We start from the raw sequence: 16,112 nt of genomic DNA on the forward strand, positions 1-16,112 counted from the left end.
ACCTAACTGGGGCAGCGCACGTAGACAACAAAGTAATCAGCGCAATCCTCTAAATGCTCTACTTTGTAACCTTCCATGGTGAGACTATCGGGTACCTGCTCAACGGGTTCCCCAGCATCGAGCCATACCTCTAGCAAAGCTCCAGATGCCATTTTCTCCAGTCGGAGCTTAGTTCGCACAAAGTTGATTGGGCAGGGGGTACCCCGCAGATCTAAACGCTCATCGGCAGCCGTAGAGTAGCTCATCCGCGAAACAGCCCTCCTAAGAAGCCCTCAATACCACCTCGATTGACCTTCTCACCACGAATTTCTGCCAGTTTTTCAACTAGCTCTCGCTCCTCCGGCTTCAGGCGCGTGGGAATGTCAACCTGGACAGTGATCAAGTGGTCGCCACGGCTAACGGGATTGCCCAGCTTGGGCACACCGCGATTGTCGAGGGTAAGGACTGTACCAGGCTGTGTACCCGCCGGTACGTCAAGCTCTTCGGGACCTTCGACAGTATCAATAGTCAGCTTGCAGCCCAAAATTGCTTGAAGATAGCTAATCTTGAGATCAGAGAGAATATTGATGCCATCCCGCTTGAAGGCAGCATCTTCGGCTACAAATAGGTAGACATACAGATCTCCAGCGGGACCACCCCGCAACCCAGCATCCCCTTCATTAGACACCCGCAGCCGAGTACCGTTGTCGACGCCAGCTGGCACTGTAATCTTGAGTTTTTTGGTTTCCTGGTTCTGACCGCTACCACCACACACGTCGCAGCGGTCTTCAATCACCTCACCTGTACCGCTACAGGTCGGACAGGCCGATACTTGGGTAAAACTGCCGAAGGGGGTGCGAGTAGCCCGGCGAACTTGGCCAGTACCACTACAGGTGCCACAGGTGGATGGGCGAGTGCCCGGCTTGGCACCGCTGCCTGTGCAGGTACCACAGGTTTCCAAGTGGCTGATCTTAATTTCTTTCTCGCCGCCAAACACCGCTTCTTTGAAGTCAAGCCTGAGGTCAAGGCGAAGATCATCGCCTCGGGTTGGCCCTCGTCGGCGGGTGCCCTGGCCCCCACCTCCCGAAAAGCCGCTAAAGAAGCTCTCGAAGATGTCGGCAAAGCCACCCATGTCGCCAAAGTCCTGGTAGCCGCCAACACCGGCACCAGCACCGAGCCCAGCTTCTCCAAAGCGATCGTAGCGAGCTCGAACCTCGGGCTCAGAAAGCACTTCGTAGGCTCGGTTGATCTCTTTGAAGGTGTCTTCAGCCCCAGGATCTTTGTTGACGTCGGGGTGATATTTGCGGGCTAAGCGTCGGTAGGCTCGCTTAATGTCGTCCTGATCGGCGTTGCGCGAAATACCGAGAATCTCATAGAAATCACGGGCCATAGGGGCTACCTAGACAACTCCAGCAACAATCAACATTAAACCATTTTAAAAGGAGTGCCCACCTTGGCTAGGTGGGAATACCCGCCCCCTTAGCCTTAGTCTATGGCTTCGTAATCGGCGGTCACGGTAGCGTCTAACCCCATATCATCGTCGTAGTCAGGATCGTAGGTCTCGTCGTTCCCGGCTTCAACACCGGCATAGGCTGCTGCTGGAACGCCCATATCTACCTCGGCTCCGGTGTCTACGTCTCGGTAAACGTTGGTACCGACAGCAAAGATGGCCGATTGTAGGGCATCAATACATCCCTGGAAGGTAGCGACATCAATGCTGGGGTTGTGGGTGGCGACACGGAGCTGGCTGACTTTCTCATCCAAATCGGCCCGAGTTGCCTCATCTAGCAGACTGCCATGGTCACGCAGAGTGGCTTCGTAGCTATAAAACAGGTTGTCTGCTCGATTAGTCAGTTCTGCCAACTGTCGTCGTCGCCCGTCCTCATCAGCATAGGTTTCGGCCTCCAGACGCATGCGATCGACTTCGCTATCAGTTAAGCCACCCGTGTTGGTGATGCAGATGCTCTGAGCGCGACCCGTACCCTTGTCGAGGGCGGCTACTTTCAAGATACCGTCGGCGTCGATTTCAAAGGACACCTCAATTTGCGGCACTCCCCGCGGAGCAGGGGGAAGACCAGTAAGCTCAAACTTACCCAGGCTTTTGTTGTCCTTGGCCATGGCCCGCTCACCTTGAAGAACATGGATTTCTACAGAGGTTTGGCCATCGGTGGCGGTCGAAAACACCTGAGACTTGCTAGTGGGAATAGTAGTGTTGCGCTCAATGATCTTGGTAAATACTTCTCCCAAGGTTTCGATACCTAGGGAGAGGGGGGTGATATCGAGCAGTAGTAAATCTTTGACTTCCCCCCCTAATACGCCCGCTTGAATTGATGCCCCTAAGGCCACAGCTTCATCGGGGTTCACAGAGCGATCGGGAGCTTTGCCATTGAAGTAGGCGCTAACCGCCTGCTGCACGGCCGGAATGCGGGTAGATCCGCCTACTAGTAAGATGCGATCGATCGCATCAGGGCTCAAGTCTGCATCTTTAAGGGCTTGCTTAACCGGATCTAGGGTGGCCTGCACCAGTTCTGACGCAAATTGCTCGAACTGAGCACGAGTTAGCGTCATCTCTAGGTGCTTTGGCCCAGACTCGTCGGCGGTAATAAAGGGGAGGTTGATAGAGGTCGAAGGCATGCTCGACAACTCAACCTTGGCTTTTTCAGCTGCTTCACGAATGCGCTGTAGCGCCATGCGATCGGCAGATAGATCAATGCCTTCTTGCTCGCGAAAAGCAGCGGTCATCCATTCGACGATGCAGTTGTCAAAGTCGTCACCGCCTAGATGGTTGTTGCCAGCGGTGGCCTTGACCTCAAAGACGCCATCGCCTAGCTGTAAAATAGACACATCAAAGGTACCGCCCCCCAGATCAAACACCAATACAATTTGGTCTTGGTCCTGCTTGTCGAGCCCGTAGGAGAGGGCTGCAGCGGTGGGCTCGTTGATAATGCGCAGGACTTCTAGGCCCGCGATGGTGCCGGCGTCTTTGGTTGCCTGGCGCTGTGCGTCGGTAAAGTAAGCCGGTACGGTAATAACTGCTTGGGTTACTTCGGTTCCCAAGTAAGTCTCGGCATCCTGCTTGAGCTTTTGCAAGATCATTGCAGAAATTTCTTGGGGCGTAAACGCTTTCCCGCGGATCTGCACGTCTACGGTGTTGTCACGACCGCTAACGCAGACGTAAGGTACGCGGCTGCGCTCTGCCTCGGTGTCTTCCCAGCGACGACCAATGAATCGTTTAATGCTGTAGACCGTATTCTCTGCGTTTGTAACCGCTTGGCGTTTGGCCAACTGGCCTACTAACCGCTCGCCGTTTTTGCCAAATCCAACAATGCTGGGTACCGTACGGCCCCCTTCAGTGCTGGAAATTACAGCTGGTTTGCCGCCTTCGAGGACAGCGACACAACTGTTCGTTGTTCCTAGGTCAATGCCGATTACTTTACCCATAGCCCACGGTGCTCAACTTAATCGTTCGCTTTACCTTCGAAATTAGCTCAGGCCTGTAACGGTCTGAGCTAATTGTGATTAGGTTGCCCGCTTACACCAAAGAAGTTATCGTTCGCCACGGTAACTTTTGACTGCATTGCTCAAATGCGGGTGTTTGTAGAACCTAGAGCACAGTGATAGGGCTCTCCTACTCATCACAATTAGCAAGCACCCAGTTAGTAGATTATTCGAGGGAGCCGGAACTCTCAATGTCTGGGTTTTGAGAGCTATCCTCTGGGGGAGCAGCTACTTTCACCATAGCGTGGCGCAGCACCCGATCGCCAAGCTGGTAGCCCCGTACAAACTCTTCAATCACCACCCCCTCAGCATGGTCGGCTGTTGGTTCGCGCATGACAGCCTCGTGCAGTAGCGGGTCAAACTCTTGCCCTTCAGCACGCATGGCTGAAACTCCTAAGCGCTTTAGGGTTTCCACTAGCTGCTTGTACACGCTTTGATAACTTTTATGAATAGTCATCTCGGCTTCGGTTTGGGGTTTGATCTGCGATCGCGCCCGCTCAAAATTGTCAACCACTGGCAGCAGCTCAATAACGGTGTCGCCCTTAATTTGAGTGGCTAACTCGTCTTTTTCTTTGCTGGTGCGTTTGCGGTAGTTCTCAAAGTCGGCTGCAATTCGCATTGATTGATTTGCCCGATCTTCAAGCTGGGCCTTTAGCCCTGCCACCTGGCGCTCTAGATCTGTCACTAAACCCGCATCAACGCTACCTCCATTAGAGGGCGGTGCTGCTGCAGCGGCTTCAACTGTAGCTGCAGCAGCTTCGACCACGTCGTCAAAGTCAATATCCACAGCGTCTTCTTCAAGAATCTCTTCAATAGCTTCAGGGTCAGAAGCGGGATCGTGGGCCGTGTGGTGAATGTCGTCAACCATGCTGATATGTAACTCGGCGGGTGAATGCAACAACTTTGCTTAGGCCCAAGTGTATCTCAGTGACTTGCCCTTAGCACTGCTTTCAATTCTATCGTGGAATGTGGGTTTGACTGCCCTGGGTTGAAGCGCTGCCTTATTCCCAAAGATTGACGAGCCATTGACCTGCCGTGGTGCAGATAAATTAGATAAGGGTATTATCGACACTACGGGGTCAACGCGGGTAAAGGCTTGCGATCGCGCTAGCTTAGGGGTATATCTCCCCGTTTAGGGAATACTGCCTGCATACAATTGGGTTTAAGCCTGTTTCACACCAGCACTTTGGCATCAGCGTATGACTAATTCCTCCTCCCGGCGAGCACTAGTACTTCAGCGGAGTTTCTCGCCCTTCGGCAACAAGCTCATTCAAGCGGGCTATGTTGACTCTGAGCAGATGCAAAAGGCCTTGGCGGAGAGCCGCAAAAGTGGGCAGTCGCTGACTGATGTGCTTGAGTCGCTCACCGGCCAACAGCTCTCCCCCGAACTGCTGCGGCAGTACAAGAAACAGCAGCTTTTTGAGCTCAAAATTCTTTACGGGGTTGAATCCCTCGATCCCGAACTTAACGATATCTCCCCAGCCCAAATTGGGCAGCTAATCGATACCCTGGTGCCGGTCGATATCTGCCGACGTCACCGCTTGGTGCCTCTTTCCAAGGATCAAGGTGAGACCCCTTCGGTGCTCGTTGCCATGGTCGATCCAGAGAATTTGGAGGCTCAGGACGACCTCAACCGTATTCTGCGGGCTCAAAACCTCTCTCTTCGGCGCATGGTGATTACCGTTGAAGACTATCAGCGGCTGATGTCTACCTATCTGGACGATGCAGTAGCTAAGCAGAAGAAAGAAGAACTAGATGCCGCCGTTGACGTTAACACTAGCCTGGAAGAGCTCGATTTTGGCGCGGGCAGTTTAGAAGATGTTATCGACGAAGAAGCTGACCTGGGCATGGCCCTCAAGGACGCCGGTGCGGCTCCGGTCATTGCCCTAGTCAACAAAATCTTAGCCAAAGCTCTACAAGAGGGCGTCTCTGATATCCACGTTGAACCTCAAGAGGAATATCTGAGGGTACGCTTCCGTAAGGATGGGGTGCTTAAAGAAGCGCTGCCGAAGATGCCCAAAAAGATTATCCAGGCGGTCACTGCCCGCTTTAAAATCATTGCCGAGCTAGACATCGCCGAGCGCCGAGCACCTCAGGATGGTCGTATTCGGCGAGTGTTCCAGGGGCGCAAAGTTGACTTTCGAGTCAACACTCTGCCCAGTCGTTGCGGCGAGAAGGTGGTACTGCGGATTCTAGATAACTCAGCGACTCAGCTAGGTCTAGATAAGCTAATTACTGACCCCGACTCTCTTCGCATTGTGCAGGAGATGGCCTCTCGTCCCTTTGGCCTTCTATTGGTGACAGGGCCGACCGGCTCAGGCAAGACCACGACCCTTTACTCGGTGCTGTCAGAGCGGAACGACCCTGGCATTAATATCAGCACTGCCGAAGACCCGATCGAATACACGCTGCCTGGTTTAACCCAGGTGCAGGTAATTCGCGAAAAGGGCATGGATTTTGCGTCAATTCTGCGCGCTTTTTTACGTCAGGACCCAGATGTGATTCTGGTGGGTGAAACCCGCGATCGCGAAACGGCTAAGACAGCAATTGAAGCTGCTTTGACGGGGCACTTGGTGCTGACTACGTTGCACACTAATGACGCTGCTGGGGCGATCGCCCGTCTCGACGAGATGGGAGTAGAGTCATTCATGGTTTCTAGCGCTCTGATTGGGGTACTAGCCCAGCGTCTAGTGCGGCGAGTGTGTACTGATTGCCGGATTTCCTACAGCCCTACTCCTGAAGAACTAGCCCACTTTGGTCTGAGCTCTGCCTCTGAATCAGATATCACCTTCTATAAGGCTAATACCCTTACCGTAGAAGAACTTGTGGCAGCTAAAGATAACAATACCCTTTGCCCCAAGTGTCAAGGTGGTGGCTACAAGGGCCGAGTCGGAGTATACGAAGTGCTTCGCGTTACCGAACGGTTGCAGAAGCTGATTTCTGAAGGAGCCCCTACTGAGATGATCAAAGAGGCAGCGGTAGAAGAAGGTATGCAAACTCTGCTTTCCTACAGCTTAGACTTGGTGCGACAGGGATACACCACCCTGGATGAAGTGGAACGGGTAACCTTTACCGATACAGGATTAGAAGCAGAACTTAAGTCGAAGCGTAAAGCCTCTCTAACCTGTGCTAGCTGCGCCGCTGAGCTTCAGCAAGATTGGCTCGACTGTCCCTACTGCCTCACTCCCCGCTTTCACGATTAGCGGCTAGTTGACAGCATTTTGTCTCGAACTGGGCATCTTGTTAGCAGCAACGGACGCTACGGCACCAACTGCTTTATTAGCCTAGCCTAAGCTTTTCTAACGCTAGATTCTCTCGACGTTTCTCAAACCCCATGAGGTAGCCCTATGGAATTGATGATCGAAGATTTGATGGAAGAGGTGATTGAGCGGGGTGGCTCTGACCTACACCTCTCTGCAGGTTTGCCCCCCTACATCCGCATTAGCGGCAAACTCACTCCTACCGAGCACGAGCCAATGACCGCCGAGTCTTGTCAGCGGCTAATCTTCAGCATGCTCAACAACACCCAGCGCAAACAGCTGGAGCAAACCTGGGAGCTGGATTGCTCCTATGGGGTAAAAGGGCTTGCCCGCTTTCGGGTCAATGTCTACAAAGATCGCGGTACCTATGCTGCATGTTTGCGAGCACTGAGCTCCAAAATTCCAAGCATGGATGCGCTAGGGTTGCCCAACATTGTACGGGAACTGTCAGAGAAACCTCGGGGCTTAATTCTGGTGACCGGACCCACCGGTTCTGGGAAGTCGACCACCCTGGCTTCGATGATCAACAACATCAACCTCACGCGGCCTGAGCACATTCTCACCGTTGAAGACCCGATTGAATTTGTCTATGAGCCTATCAAAAGCCTGATTCACCAGCGCCAGATTGGGGAAGATACCAAGAGTTTTGCCAATGCCCTACGTGCTGCCTTGCGGGAAGACCCCGACGTAATTCTGGTGGGTGAAATGCGGGACTTAGAAACCATTTCCCTAGCTATTTCGGCCGCAGAAACGGGGCACCTAGTCTTCGGTACTCTGCACACCAGCTCAGCAGCCCAAACCGTCGACCGGATGATCGACGTGTTTCCGCCTGAGCAGCAGCAGCAGATTCGGGTGCAGTTGTCAGGTTCGCTAGTGGCGGTGCTCAGTCAGACCCTTGTGCCTAAGGCTAACCCCAAACCCGGTGAGTTTGGCCGCATTATGGCCCAAGAGATTATGGTGATTACCCCAGCGATCGCTAACATGATTCGGGAAGGTAAAACTCCTCAAATCTACGGTGCTATCCAGACCGGGGGTAAGCTGGCGATGCAGACTCTAGAAAAGGTTCTGGCTGATCTCTATCAGGCCGGCACAATTTCCTTTGAGGCGGCCATGTCCAAGACCTCCCGCCCCGATGAACTGCAACGGCTAATTGGGGGAGCTCCAGCACCTAATGTGGCTGCTCGCCAAGGGGCAGCCGCCGGACGCCACTAAAATCTGAGGTAAAAGACCTTAGATAACTAAATAGGGCGCTCAGGAAAAATTTAAACTGAGTGCCCTAGCCTAGAGAGAGGGAGCACAGATTATCTTTCTTGCTACTGGTTTGGGGTTAGACCTAGGGTCCACGTGATCATGCCGCGAGAGCAAGGCACGCCCCACGCGAGTTCAGGTAGATTTAGCGGGTTCGGCAAGCTGAACCCGTCGCTATAATTGCAGTACTTTTAAGCCGTTGAGCTAACAGAGCTATGCCTACCTACGTTGCCATTGGTCGCGATACCAGCGGAGCCCAGCGCAAAGAGCGGATCGCCGCCGAGAATCCCAATGAGGCCCGCAATCGTCTAAAGGATCAGGGCCTCTATGTAATGGATATAAAGGAGGAATCCGGGTTCAATATTGACCTGGAGAGCATCAAAACCTCCATGACCAAGGTGACGGTTAAGGATAAGGCAATCTTTTCCCGTCAGTTCGCTGCTCTCGTTAACGCTGGTGTTGCCCTGGTGCGAGGGTTAGGGGTACTGGCAGATGACTGCGCTAACCCCAAACTCAAGAAGGCACTAATGGCTATCAACGCTGACGTGCAGCAGGGCACCAACCTGTCTGACGCCATGCGTAAGCACCCAGCTTGTTTCGATAATCTTTACGTGGCGCTGATCCAGGCGGGTGAGGTAGGTGGCGTACTCGATGAAGTGCTCAATCGTCTGGCTAAGCTACTGGAAGATTTAGCTCGGTTGCAGAACCAGATTAAGTCAGCTATGGCCTATCCAGTAACGGTAGGATTCTTAGCCGTGATTATCTTTGTCGGTATGACAGTATTTTTGCTGCCAATCTTTGCCGATATGTTTGAGGACTTAGGCACTGAACTGCCGGTCTTTACTCAGATCATGATGATGATCAGCCGGTTTTTGCGCCAGCCCTTGAACTGGGTGTTTATGATAGCAGCGATATCGGCATTGACATTTGCCTATCGCCGATATTATGCCACTTTGAACGGGCGACGAGTGATTGACCGTTTATCACTCAAGATGCCTCTGTTTGGTGATCTGATTCAAAAAACCGCGACTGCGCGCTTTTGCCGCACCTTTGGTTCTCTGTCGAAATCCGGGGTGCCGATTCTAACAGCCTTGGAAATTGTGCGGGACACGGCAGGTAATCAGGTGATTGCTGAGGCTGTGGATGAGGCCCGTAAGGATGTACAGGGGGGAGGAATGATTAGTCTGGCACTTCAAAAGCACGCGGTGTTTCCTGGTATGGCGATTCAGATGATCAGCATCGGGGAAGAAACGGGAGAACTAGACGCAATGCTGATGAAGGTGGCCGACTTCTATGAGGATGAGGTGGAGCAGGCCGTAAAAGCTCTAACCAGCATCATGGAGCCGATTATGATTGTGGTACTGGGTGGCATGGTAGGGTCGATTCTGGTGTCAATGTACTTGCCAATGTTCAAGATTATGGATGCGATTGGTTAAGCTCCAGGGCTTCCTATTGTCTATTGTTGACAATTTCCTAAAAACAACGGCCAAGGCATCTTTGCCTTGGCCGTTGTTTTGTCTAGTAGCTAGTAGAGCTAAGACAATAGCCCTTTGCTGAGCCGCTGGATAGCTCTGTGAGCTACCTCTCCATAGCTGGTCTCACCGCAGAATACTTTTACCATGGTTAGGGTGCTAGAAGGCCGCTTCACTCCGGCCCGATAGGCTAGGGCTGGTGCGTTGTAGACTAGGCGGGCTAAGCGTCTGGCCCAGCGCATTTCTTGGCCCCATTCTGTATTCATTATTTGGCTGTAGTTTGCTAGGGCTCGATGCCCCTTCGATCTTGGGAGTTGATTATCTTCTTTAAGAGCCTGGGCGATCGCATCTGCAGCCTTGAGCCCGCTAAAGATGGAGGGGCGAATACCCTCGGCAGTGAAGGGATCAACTACGCAGGCGGCTTCCCCTGCCAGCAGGGCTCTGTGAGTATGTAGATCTTGGGGACCATCCCAGATGAATATGGGGTGGCCAAAATGCTTCACTGTGCTGGCATCTACATCAAAAGCGGCGGCATAGTTGCCTACAGGAGTGCGCAGGTCTTGCTTGCGCTGGGCTCCGGAGCGAAACACACCCCCACCAATGGAGTAGCCGTCGGCTTTGGGAAAGTTCCACAGGTAGCCCTGCTGCATAAGGCCCAGGTCAAAATGCACTACGGGTTCACTGGGAACCTCCAATCGGGGCTCGGCTTCTAGGGCTGCGGCCAGTTTGTATCGCCGTTGGGAAAAGCCCAACCATTTGGCCATTGACCCGCGTGCCCCGTCTGCCGCAATTAAAAAACGCCCCTGAACCGAGCCCTGAGTAGTATTGACCTGCCAGAAATCTCCTTGATTTTCGATGCCTTGGGCCTTAGTACCATCCCACAAGGTGGCCCCTTGTTTTTGGGCTTGTTGCACGATGAAGTAGTCAAACTCGTCGCGCCGCACCATCCATAGAGCTTTTTCGGCGGGCAGTTCGGCTTCAATGGGGTCGGCCATATTGAAGGTGTAGCGCACCTTGCGCACCTTTACAGAAATGGCGGGAGCAAAGTCAAAGTCAAACCACTGAGCTACCTGGGGCGAGACGCCGCCACCACAGGGTTTGTAGCGAGGAAGTTTGGCAGCATCGAGCAGCAGAACTTGGTGGCCCGCTTTGCTGAGGTGGTAGGCGGCAGTGGATCCGGCGGGTCCGGCACCGACAATGACGCAGTCATACATAGGTTTACTATCCTTTACGCTAGGCTGCTTTGCTCTAGGCCAGCCAGCAGGCTAGGGGAAACATCAGGTATTGCAGGAAAAATAGCTTCCAGATGAATTGGTAGAACTCAGGATAGGCTAGGTTTCTCTGAGCTGCAGCGTTTTGGCCGCTGTGAGATACCCGCAAACTCATCCACCATAGGAAAGCTAGCACCAACAGGTGTGATCCGGCTAGGAAAAGTCGATTGACCCCCGTTAGCCAGGGGGCAACTAGCGCCATACCTAGATAGCAGACGGTCAGAATACCCAACGCCAGCTTAAACACGGTGCGCTGACCCAGCTTTAGAGACAGAGTGCTGATGCCGTAGCGGCGATCGCCCTCAATGTCGGGAATATCCTTAAATAGCGCAATGGCAATGCTAAATAGTAAAACAAATGCCGTCAGCGCCCAAACTCGTCCAGGAACAGTGAAGGGAAGATTGAGGCGATCGCTAAAGTGCAGAAACAAGCCCAAATTCACAATGGTGCCCCGCACTGCCAAAATGCACACCGAGGCCCAAAATGGAAACCGTTTGAGCCGTGCCGGGGGCAGTGAATAGGCTGTGCCGATCAGCAGGCTCAGGCCCACGGTCACCAGCAGCCAAGGACCGCCCAAGACCGCTAAACTCATAGCCCCTAGGCCCGCTAAGCCAACAATCCAGCGGCCATCAGCAACAGAAAATTCTCCAGCGGCCAGGGGCAAGTGGGGCTTGTTAATGCGATCGATCGCAATATCTTCAAGCTGATTGAGCCCAACAATGTAAAGATTGCCCAACAGACAGGCCACCACGGCAATCCCAACTAAACCCAGCAAAGACTCAAAGGGAGCAGGGTTTTCGAATTCCAAATCAGCCAAAACAATGGTAGCAACGCCCATTACGCTGAGGCTAGTACCAATGACTGTGTGAGGTCGCCAAAATTTCCAAAGAGCGTAAAGCCAGGGGCGGGGAGATTGGGTAAAGCGCAGCCGCTTCCCCTGGGGCATAGAGGAGTTCGGCGGGGCAGCGTTGGTCATAAATCAAATCTTATCGCCAGGGGTTCAGTGTTCTAGCTTATCGGCTGATGGTTATTTATTGGCCTACTTTAGCCAGGCCAGACTAGATTTTTAGTCTTGAGTGGGCTTGCCCCGCATCGCTTCAATATCCAGACAGGTAACGATTACTCCGGCAATTGGCACCGCTAGAAAAAGCCCTAGAACTCCGGCTACCGTAGCCCCTACAATCAACGCAAAAAACATGACTACAGGATTAATATCTAGAGAGTCTTTCATGATGTAAGGCAGCAGCAGATTTTCTTCGATCTGTTCTACAGCAATGCAAACGACAACAGCTTGGATGGCTAACCATACCCCTTGGGATAGCAGCAGCAGGGATACAATGCTGATGCCCAGGGTGGCTCCAATGCCTGGAATTAGATTGAATAACCCGGCAATGACAGCGAGCACCAGCGGAAAGGGCATGCCTAAAAAGGCAAAGACTGCAAAGGTGGAGGTAATAGAAAACACAGCCAGCAGCAGGCGACCCCAAAAGAAGCCCAGCAAGTTGTGCTGAATGACGGTGTTGAATCGCACTTTGTTGCGAATAGGCAGGTTGTTGAGCAACCACCACCAAATTTTGGCCCCATCCAGCATCATAAACAGAGTTACGACCGCGATGAGAACGGCGAGCACCAGGTTGGCCAGGGTTGATTGCAGGAGTCCTAGCCCAGTTGTGAGAATGGCTACAGTCTGGTTTTGGAGCTGAGGCTCTAGACCCTGTAAATCGACGGGCAAATTCAGCGTTTCTAATAGATCTTCGACACTGCTGAGCCAGGGTATCACTGAGTCAGAAAAGTTTTGTACGCTGGCGGATAGCTGCTGCCCTTGAGATAACACCGCCATGCCCAGGGTGAGGGAAAGGCCGACAATGATGGCTAAGCAGGTGAGAAACACGGCGATCGCCGCCACCCCGCGCGGTAGCCACCGGCTGAGCCAGGTGACCGGATGATTGAGCAAAAACGCCAGAATAGTGGCGGTGACAAACACCACTATTAGTACTTCAAAGTAGGCTAGCAGCTGAACTGCGGCCCAACCGCTGGCAAACAACAGCAAGAATCGCACTAGGGTGCTGGTGCTCAAAGCAGCCCAGATACTAGCTTTGCTTTGGGGCGACGCTCCTGGGGCAATTTCTTCTTGGGGTTCCTCAGTTTTCATGGACTGGGGCTTCTTGCACGAGCACAAAGGGTTGCACAATCAACGACTGAAACTGCTTTTTGGCCGCTTGATCCCACACTTCTAGCTGCAAGGGCGAGGGCTTGGTGATTAGAGCTTCGGCAATCCAGCGGTTGACGGCGGCAGTATTGTCGGTGGCAATCGCCATCCCCACCTCGACTAAATCTAGCTGTCGATCGACCACCACCACTGCCCCCCGATTGGCGTGGGGGCTGATCCAGGCCCAATCGGCAGGGGCAAGCATATCGGTAAGTTCTTGTTTGAGGTCTTGGGACATGGGCTTGGCCGGTGCGATCGCGAACTTTTACAGGCTACCAGATGAGGCGAGAGTAGATGGGCAAGTCAGTGGATGGGTGAGAGGGGTAAGGGGATGAGGAGGTGGAGTGACTAACGGCCAAGGTCGTGGAGGCGATGGATTTCGGTGGCGCACTGGGTGGTGATGACCTCTAACCCCTCGCGGGCAGTGGAGGGGGGCGGGGCTATGGGGGCACCAATTCGAATGGTCAGGGGGGTAGGGCGGGGTATCGACGAACCCTTGGTGAAAATGCGTTGGGTGCCCCAGAGGCTAACGGGCAGCAGCGGTACCTGGGCTTTGGCCGCAATCAACGCCGCGCCGATTTTAGGCTCAGGAATGCGGCCATCGGGTGTGCGAGTGCCCTGGAGAAAAATGCCCACTGCCCAGCCCTGCTCCAGCTGCTTGAGGGCTTCGCGAATGGCGCTGCGATCAGCGCTACCCCGCTTTACTGGGTAAGCCCCGTAGAGGCGAATGGCTTGACTGAGCACCGGCACCTTGAACAACTCTTCTTTGGCCATGTAAGAGACGGGACGGCGCACGGCGGCGGATAGCAGCGGCGGGTCAAAGTCGCTGGCGTGGTTGGCAACTACCACCAGTCCTCCGGTTTTGGGCACCTGATCGGTACCGTAGACCCGGCCCCGAAAATATAAGCCCAGCATCGGGCTCACCACCGACCATTTGAACAGGTGGTACCACAGCAGGTTAACGGGGGGTTCGCGATCGCGACTCATGTCGGGCTTATTCTGTAAAACCATCAAAGTCCCTTTACCAAGGAGATTAGGACTGCCGTGGGAGCTCAGCCTGCGCTGGCGACCTGCTCTAGATTGCCTACGTTTACCAGCGCGAGTTCTTTGCAGGTGCGCTTGGTCAATCCGGTGAGCACGTTGCCCGGTCCCACTTCGACCACCGTATCAATCCCCAGTTCTGGCAACGCCAGGGTGATTTCGCGCCAGCGCACTGAACCCGTCATCTGCTGGACTAGACGCTGCTTCAACACCGACCCGTCAGTGGCAGGGGTAGGGTCTACGTTAGAGAGCACGGGCACTTGGGCCGTGGCAAAGGAAATTGGTTCTAAAACTGCCTGAAATGTTGCGGCAGCATCGGCCATCAGCGGCGAGTGGAAGGCACCGCTGACGTTGAGCTTCACGGCCCGCTTAGCTTTCATGCCTTCCATCACGGTGGTCACGGCCTCTGGGGTGCCCGAAATCACCACCTGACCTGGGTTGTTGTCGTTGGCCAGCACTACTCCAGGAGTAGCTTCGATTTTGGCAGCTAGCTCGTCGGCGTCAAAGCCCAACAGAGCGGCCATCATGCCGTCAGAGGCTTGGGCCATCAACTCGGCACGACGCTGCACTAGGGTGAGTCCGGTGGCGAAATCAAAGACTTCAGCAGCGTAGAGGGCGACATATTCTCCCAGGCTGTGACCGGCTACAACTGCTGGCTGGTGGCCCTGCTCCTTGAGCAAATCGACCAGAATGCTTTCTATGACGTACAGACAGGGCTGGGTATAGAGGGTGTTCGAAACCTTATCGTCAGTGTCTTGAACCACATCGAGCACTGACCAACCCAGGGTGGCCTCGGCTTCGGCAAAGCGCCCTTGGGCCAGGGCCACGGTGGCGAGGTCTGTCCCCATGCCGATCGCCTGGGAGCCTTGCCCAGGAAACACCCATGCTGCGTTTGTCATGCCTCTACCTTCCCGACTTGCGTGGCGATCGCGACCAGCCCCAACACCTGCCTTACCTCCTCCCCAGATTCAGGGATGGTTTGCAAAGTGATCAGCGCTGCCAGAACTACACAAGATACTGTCTCACAAAATGCCCATTGAAACCGCTGTGGAGAGGAGGGCTATCATGAGGGAAAGTCCCAAGTTGACCACAGTGACTTAGCAAAAAGAGAGGGGTGACTGTTACCCATAGGTGTTGAAGGTGCTATTGCCTAGCCCCATTGAATGATGGCAGAGCCCCAGGTTAGCCCAGCCCCAAAACCGGCGGTAGCAATCACATCTTCAGACTTGATTTTTCCTGCCCGCACGGCTTCGTCGAGAGCAATGGGGATAGAGGCGGCGGAGGTGTTGCCGTGACGGGCCATGTTGCTGACTACGCGCTCAGTGGGCACATTTAGGCGATCGGCTACTGCGTCAAGAATGCGCTGGTTGGCTTGATGCAGCACCAGCCAGTCGATATCGGCGGTGGTGAGGTTGGCCCGGAAGAGCGCTTTTTCGATCACTTCGGGGACGCGGTTGACGGCAAATTTGTAGACCTCGCGCCCATTCATGGTGATGGGGGCGAAGGTGCCTTTCTGAACGGTGATGTCTCCAACTAGCACCTCTGGTTCAGGCTGGTAAGCTAGGTTCAGGCAGTGATTTAAGGAGCCATCACTGCACAGCTCGAAGCCCAGCAGGCGATCGCGCTCAGCCGCCCGTAGAACCACGGCTCCTGCCCCGTCGCCAAACAGCACGCAGGTGGTGCGATCGTCCCAGTCCGTCCAGCGTGAGAGTACGTCGGCCCCGATCACCACCACATTCTTGAACACCCCAGTGCGGATATATTGAGCTGCCGTCACTAGAGCAAACACAAACCCTGAGCAGGCGGCAGTGAGGTCAAAAGCCACAGCGCGGGTTGCTCCCAAAGCCTTCTGTACCTGACAGGCCGTCCCAAATAAATCGTCGGGAGTAGAGGTGGCCAGCACAATCAAATCAACCTCTTCAGCGCTCACCTCGGCCATGGCTAACGCATTGCGGGCTGCCTCCGCCGCCAGAGATGCAAGGGAATCTTGAGGAGCTGCTACATGGCGCTGACGAATGCCGGTACGGGTCGCAATCCAGTCATCGGAGGTGTCAACGCGCTGGCTTAGATTGTCATTGGTAAGTTGTACGGTTAGGCAGGCTGAACCGCTGCCCACCAGTGACACACCGGGCAT

Annotated in this window: 14 protein-coding genes; 3 read left to right on the top strand and 11 right to left on the bottom strand. The window is 54.1% G+C overall.

Annotated elements, in window-relative coordinates; genetic code table 11:
• Window positions 1-2: 2 nt before the first annotated feature.
• The 4 genes from H6F59_RS06235 to grpE all read right to left on the bottom strand — a co-directional run bounded on the left by H6F59_RS06235 (window position 3) and on the right by grpE (window position 4,345).
• Window positions 3-245 (bottom strand): sulfurtransferase TusA family protein, encoded by a 243-nt coding sequence (locus tag H6F59_RS06235; RefSeq protein WP_190696503.1) that lies wholly within the window; start codon window positions 243-245, stop codon window positions 3-5.
• Window positions 242-1,369, bottom strand: coding sequence for a molecular chaperone DnaJ (gene dnaJ, locus H6F59_RS06240; protein ID WP_190696506.1), 1,128 nt, complete (start codon window positions 1,367-1,369; stop codon window positions 242-244). The genes H6F59_RS06235 and dnaJ overlap by 4 nt, the downstream gene beginning before the upstream one ends.
• Window positions 1,370-1,464: 95 nt before the next feature.
• The gene (gene dnaK, locus H6F59_RS06245; protein WP_190696509.1) at window positions 1,465-3,420 is read right to left on the bottom strand and encodes a molecular chaperone DnaK; all 1,956 of its coding nucleotides are present in this window, start codon (window positions 3,418-3,420) and stop codon (window positions 1,465-1,467) included.
• Window positions 3,421-3,643: 223 nt separating this feature from the next.
• Window positions 3,644-4,345, bottom strand: coding sequence for a nucleotide exchange factor GrpE (gene grpE / locus H6F59_RS06250; RefSeq protein WP_190696512.1), 702 nt, complete (start codon window positions 4,343-4,345; stop codon window positions 3,644-3,646).
• A 331-nt stretch (window positions 4,346-4,676) separates the two neighbouring features.
• On the opposite strand from grpE, the gene H6F59_RS06255 reads away from it, so the two are divergent.
• From H6F59_RS06255 to H6F59_RS06265, 3 genes are all read left to right on the top strand, one after another.
• Window positions 4,677-6,680, top strand: a complete 2,004-nt coding sequence (locus H6F59_RS06255) for a GspE/PulE family protein (protein ID WP_190518470.1) — start codon at window positions 4,677-4,679, stop codon at window positions 6,678-6,680.
• A 144-nt stretch (window positions 6,681-6,824) separates the two neighbouring features.
• Complete coding sequence (locus H6F59_RS06260) at window positions 6,825-7,949, top strand: type IV pilus twitching motility protein PilT (RefSeq protein ID WP_190696515.1); 1,125 nt, start codon at window positions 6,825-6,827, stop codon at window positions 7,947-7,949.
• A 251-nt stretch (window positions 7,950-8,200) separates the two neighbouring features.
• On the top strand, window positions 8,201-9,421 hold the full coding sequence (locus tag H6F59_RS06265; RefSeq protein WP_190696518.1) for a type II secretion system F family protein: 1,221 nt from the start codon (window positions 8,201-8,203) through the stop codon (window positions 9,419-9,421).
• A gap of 98 nt (window positions 9,422-9,519) precedes the next feature.
• Here the strand turns inward: H6F59_RS06265 and H6F59_RS06270 are convergent, their stop codons facing one another.
• The 7 genes from H6F59_RS06270 to H6F59_RS06300 form a co-directional block, all read right to left on the bottom strand.
• Window positions 9,520-10,671: a geranylgeranyl reductase family protein gene (locus H6F59_RS06270; protein ID WP_190696521.1), complete on the bottom strand. Its 1,152-nt coding sequence runs from the start codon at window positions 10,669-10,671 to the stop codon at window positions 9,520-9,522.
• Window positions 10,672-10,705: 34 nt separating this feature from the next.
• A complete protein-coding gene (locus H6F59_RS06275; protein ID WP_190696524.1) occupies window positions 10,706-11,704 on the bottom strand; it encodes a homogentisate phytyltransferase in 999 nt (332 codons plus the stop codon).
• Window positions 11,705-11,794: 90 nt separating this feature from the next.
• Window positions 11,795-12,880 (bottom strand): AI-2E family transporter, encoded by a 1,086-nt coding sequence (locus H6F59_RS06280; RefSeq protein WP_190696526.1) that lies wholly within the window; start codon window positions 12,878-12,880, stop codon window positions 11,795-11,797.
• Complete coding sequence (locus H6F59_RS06285) at window positions 12,870-13,175, bottom strand: DUF2288 domain-containing protein (protein WP_190696528.1); 306 nt, start codon at window positions 13,173-13,175, stop codon at window positions 12,870-12,872. Before H6F59_RS06285 ends, H6F59_RS06280 begins: the two co-directional genes overlap by 11 nt.
• Before the next feature lie 110 nt (window positions 13,176-13,285).
• On the bottom strand, window positions 13,286-13,924 hold the full coding sequence (locus H6F59_RS06290; RefSeq protein WP_190697230.1) for a lysophospholipid acyltransferase family protein: 639 nt from the start codon (window positions 13,922-13,924) through the stop codon (window positions 13,286-13,288).
• 65 nt (window positions 13,925-13,989) lie between these two features.
• Window positions 13,990-14,877: an ACP S-malonyltransferase gene (gene fabD / locus H6F59_RS06295; RefSeq protein ID WP_190696531.1), complete on the bottom strand. Its 888-nt coding sequence runs from the start codon at window positions 14,875-14,877 to the stop codon at window positions 13,990-13,992.
• Window positions 14,878-15,128: 251 nt separating this feature from the next.
• Window positions 15,129-16,112: a beta-ketoacyl-ACP synthase III gene (locus tag H6F59_RS06300; protein ID WP_190697232.1), complete on the bottom strand. Its 984-nt coding sequence runs from the start codon at window positions 16,110-16,112 to the stop codon at window positions 15,129-15,131.

This window comes from Nodosilinea sp. FACHB-141, from assembly GCF_014696135.1.
In the GTDB taxonomy this organism is placed as follows: Bacteria; Cyanobacteriota; Cyanobacteriia; order Phormidesmidales; family Phormidesmidaceae; genus Nodosilinea.

What these genes read in the sequence shown, in the direction of transcription:
- H6F59_RS06235 (WP_190696503.1), bottom strand. Translation starts at nt 245, where the DNA reads ATGAGCTACTCTACGGCTGCCGATGAGCGTTTAGATCTGCGGGGTACC.
- H6F59_RS06270 (WP_190696521.1), bottom strand. Translation starts at nt 10,671, where the DNA reads ATGTATGACTGCGTCATTGTCGGTGCCGGACCCGCCGGATCCACTGCC.
- dnaK (WP_190696509.1), bottom strand. Translation starts at nt 3,420, where the DNA reads ATGGGTAAAGTAATCGGCATTGACCTAGGAACAACGAACAGTTGTGTC.
- H6F59_RS06290 (WP_190697230.1), bottom strand. Translation starts at nt 13,924, where the DNA reads ATGAGTCGCGATCGCGAACCCCCCGTTAACCTGCTGTGGTACCACCTG.
- H6F59_RS06260 (WP_190696515.1), top strand. Translation starts at nt 6,825, where the DNA reads ATGGAATTGATGATCGAAGATTTGATGGAAGAGGTGATTGAGCGGGGT.
- H6F59_RS06265 (WP_190696518.1), top strand. Translation starts at nt 8,201, where the DNA reads ATGCCTACCTACGTTGCCATTGGTCGCGATACCAGCGGAGCCCAGCGC.
- fabD (WP_190696531.1), bottom strand. Translation starts at nt 14,877, where the DNA reads ATGACAAACGCAGCATGGGTGTTTCCTGGGCAAGGCTCCCAGGCGATC.
- H6F59_RS06275 (WP_190696524.1), bottom strand. Translation starts at nt 11,704, where the DNA reads ATGACCAACGCTGCCCCGCCGAACTCCTCTATGCCCCAGGGGAAGCGG.
- grpE (WP_190696512.1), bottom strand. Translation starts at nt 4,345, where the DNA reads ATGGTTGACGACATTCACCACACGGCCCACGATCCCGCTTCTGACCCT.
- H6F59_RS06255 (WP_190518470.1), top strand. Translation starts at nt 4,677, where the DNA reads ATGACTAATTCCTCCTCCCGGCGAGCACTAGTACTTCAGCGGAGTTTC.
- H6F59_RS06285 (WP_190696528.1), bottom strand. Translation starts at nt 13,175, where the DNA reads ATGTCCCAAGACCTCAAACAAGAACTTACCGATATGCTTGCCCCTGCC.
- H6F59_RS06300 (WP_190697232.1), bottom strand. Translation starts at nt 16,112, where the DNA reads ATGCCCGGTGTGTCACTGGTGGGCAGCGGTTCAGCCTGCCTAACCGTA.
- H6F59_RS06280 (WP_190696526.1), bottom strand. Translation starts at nt 12,880, where the DNA reads ATGAAAACTGAGGAACCCCAAGAAGAAATTGCCCCAGGAGCGTCGCCC.
- dnaJ (WP_190696506.1), bottom strand. Translation starts at nt 1,369, where the DNA reads ATGGCCCGTGATTTCTATGAGATTCTCGGTATTTCGCGCAACGCCGAT.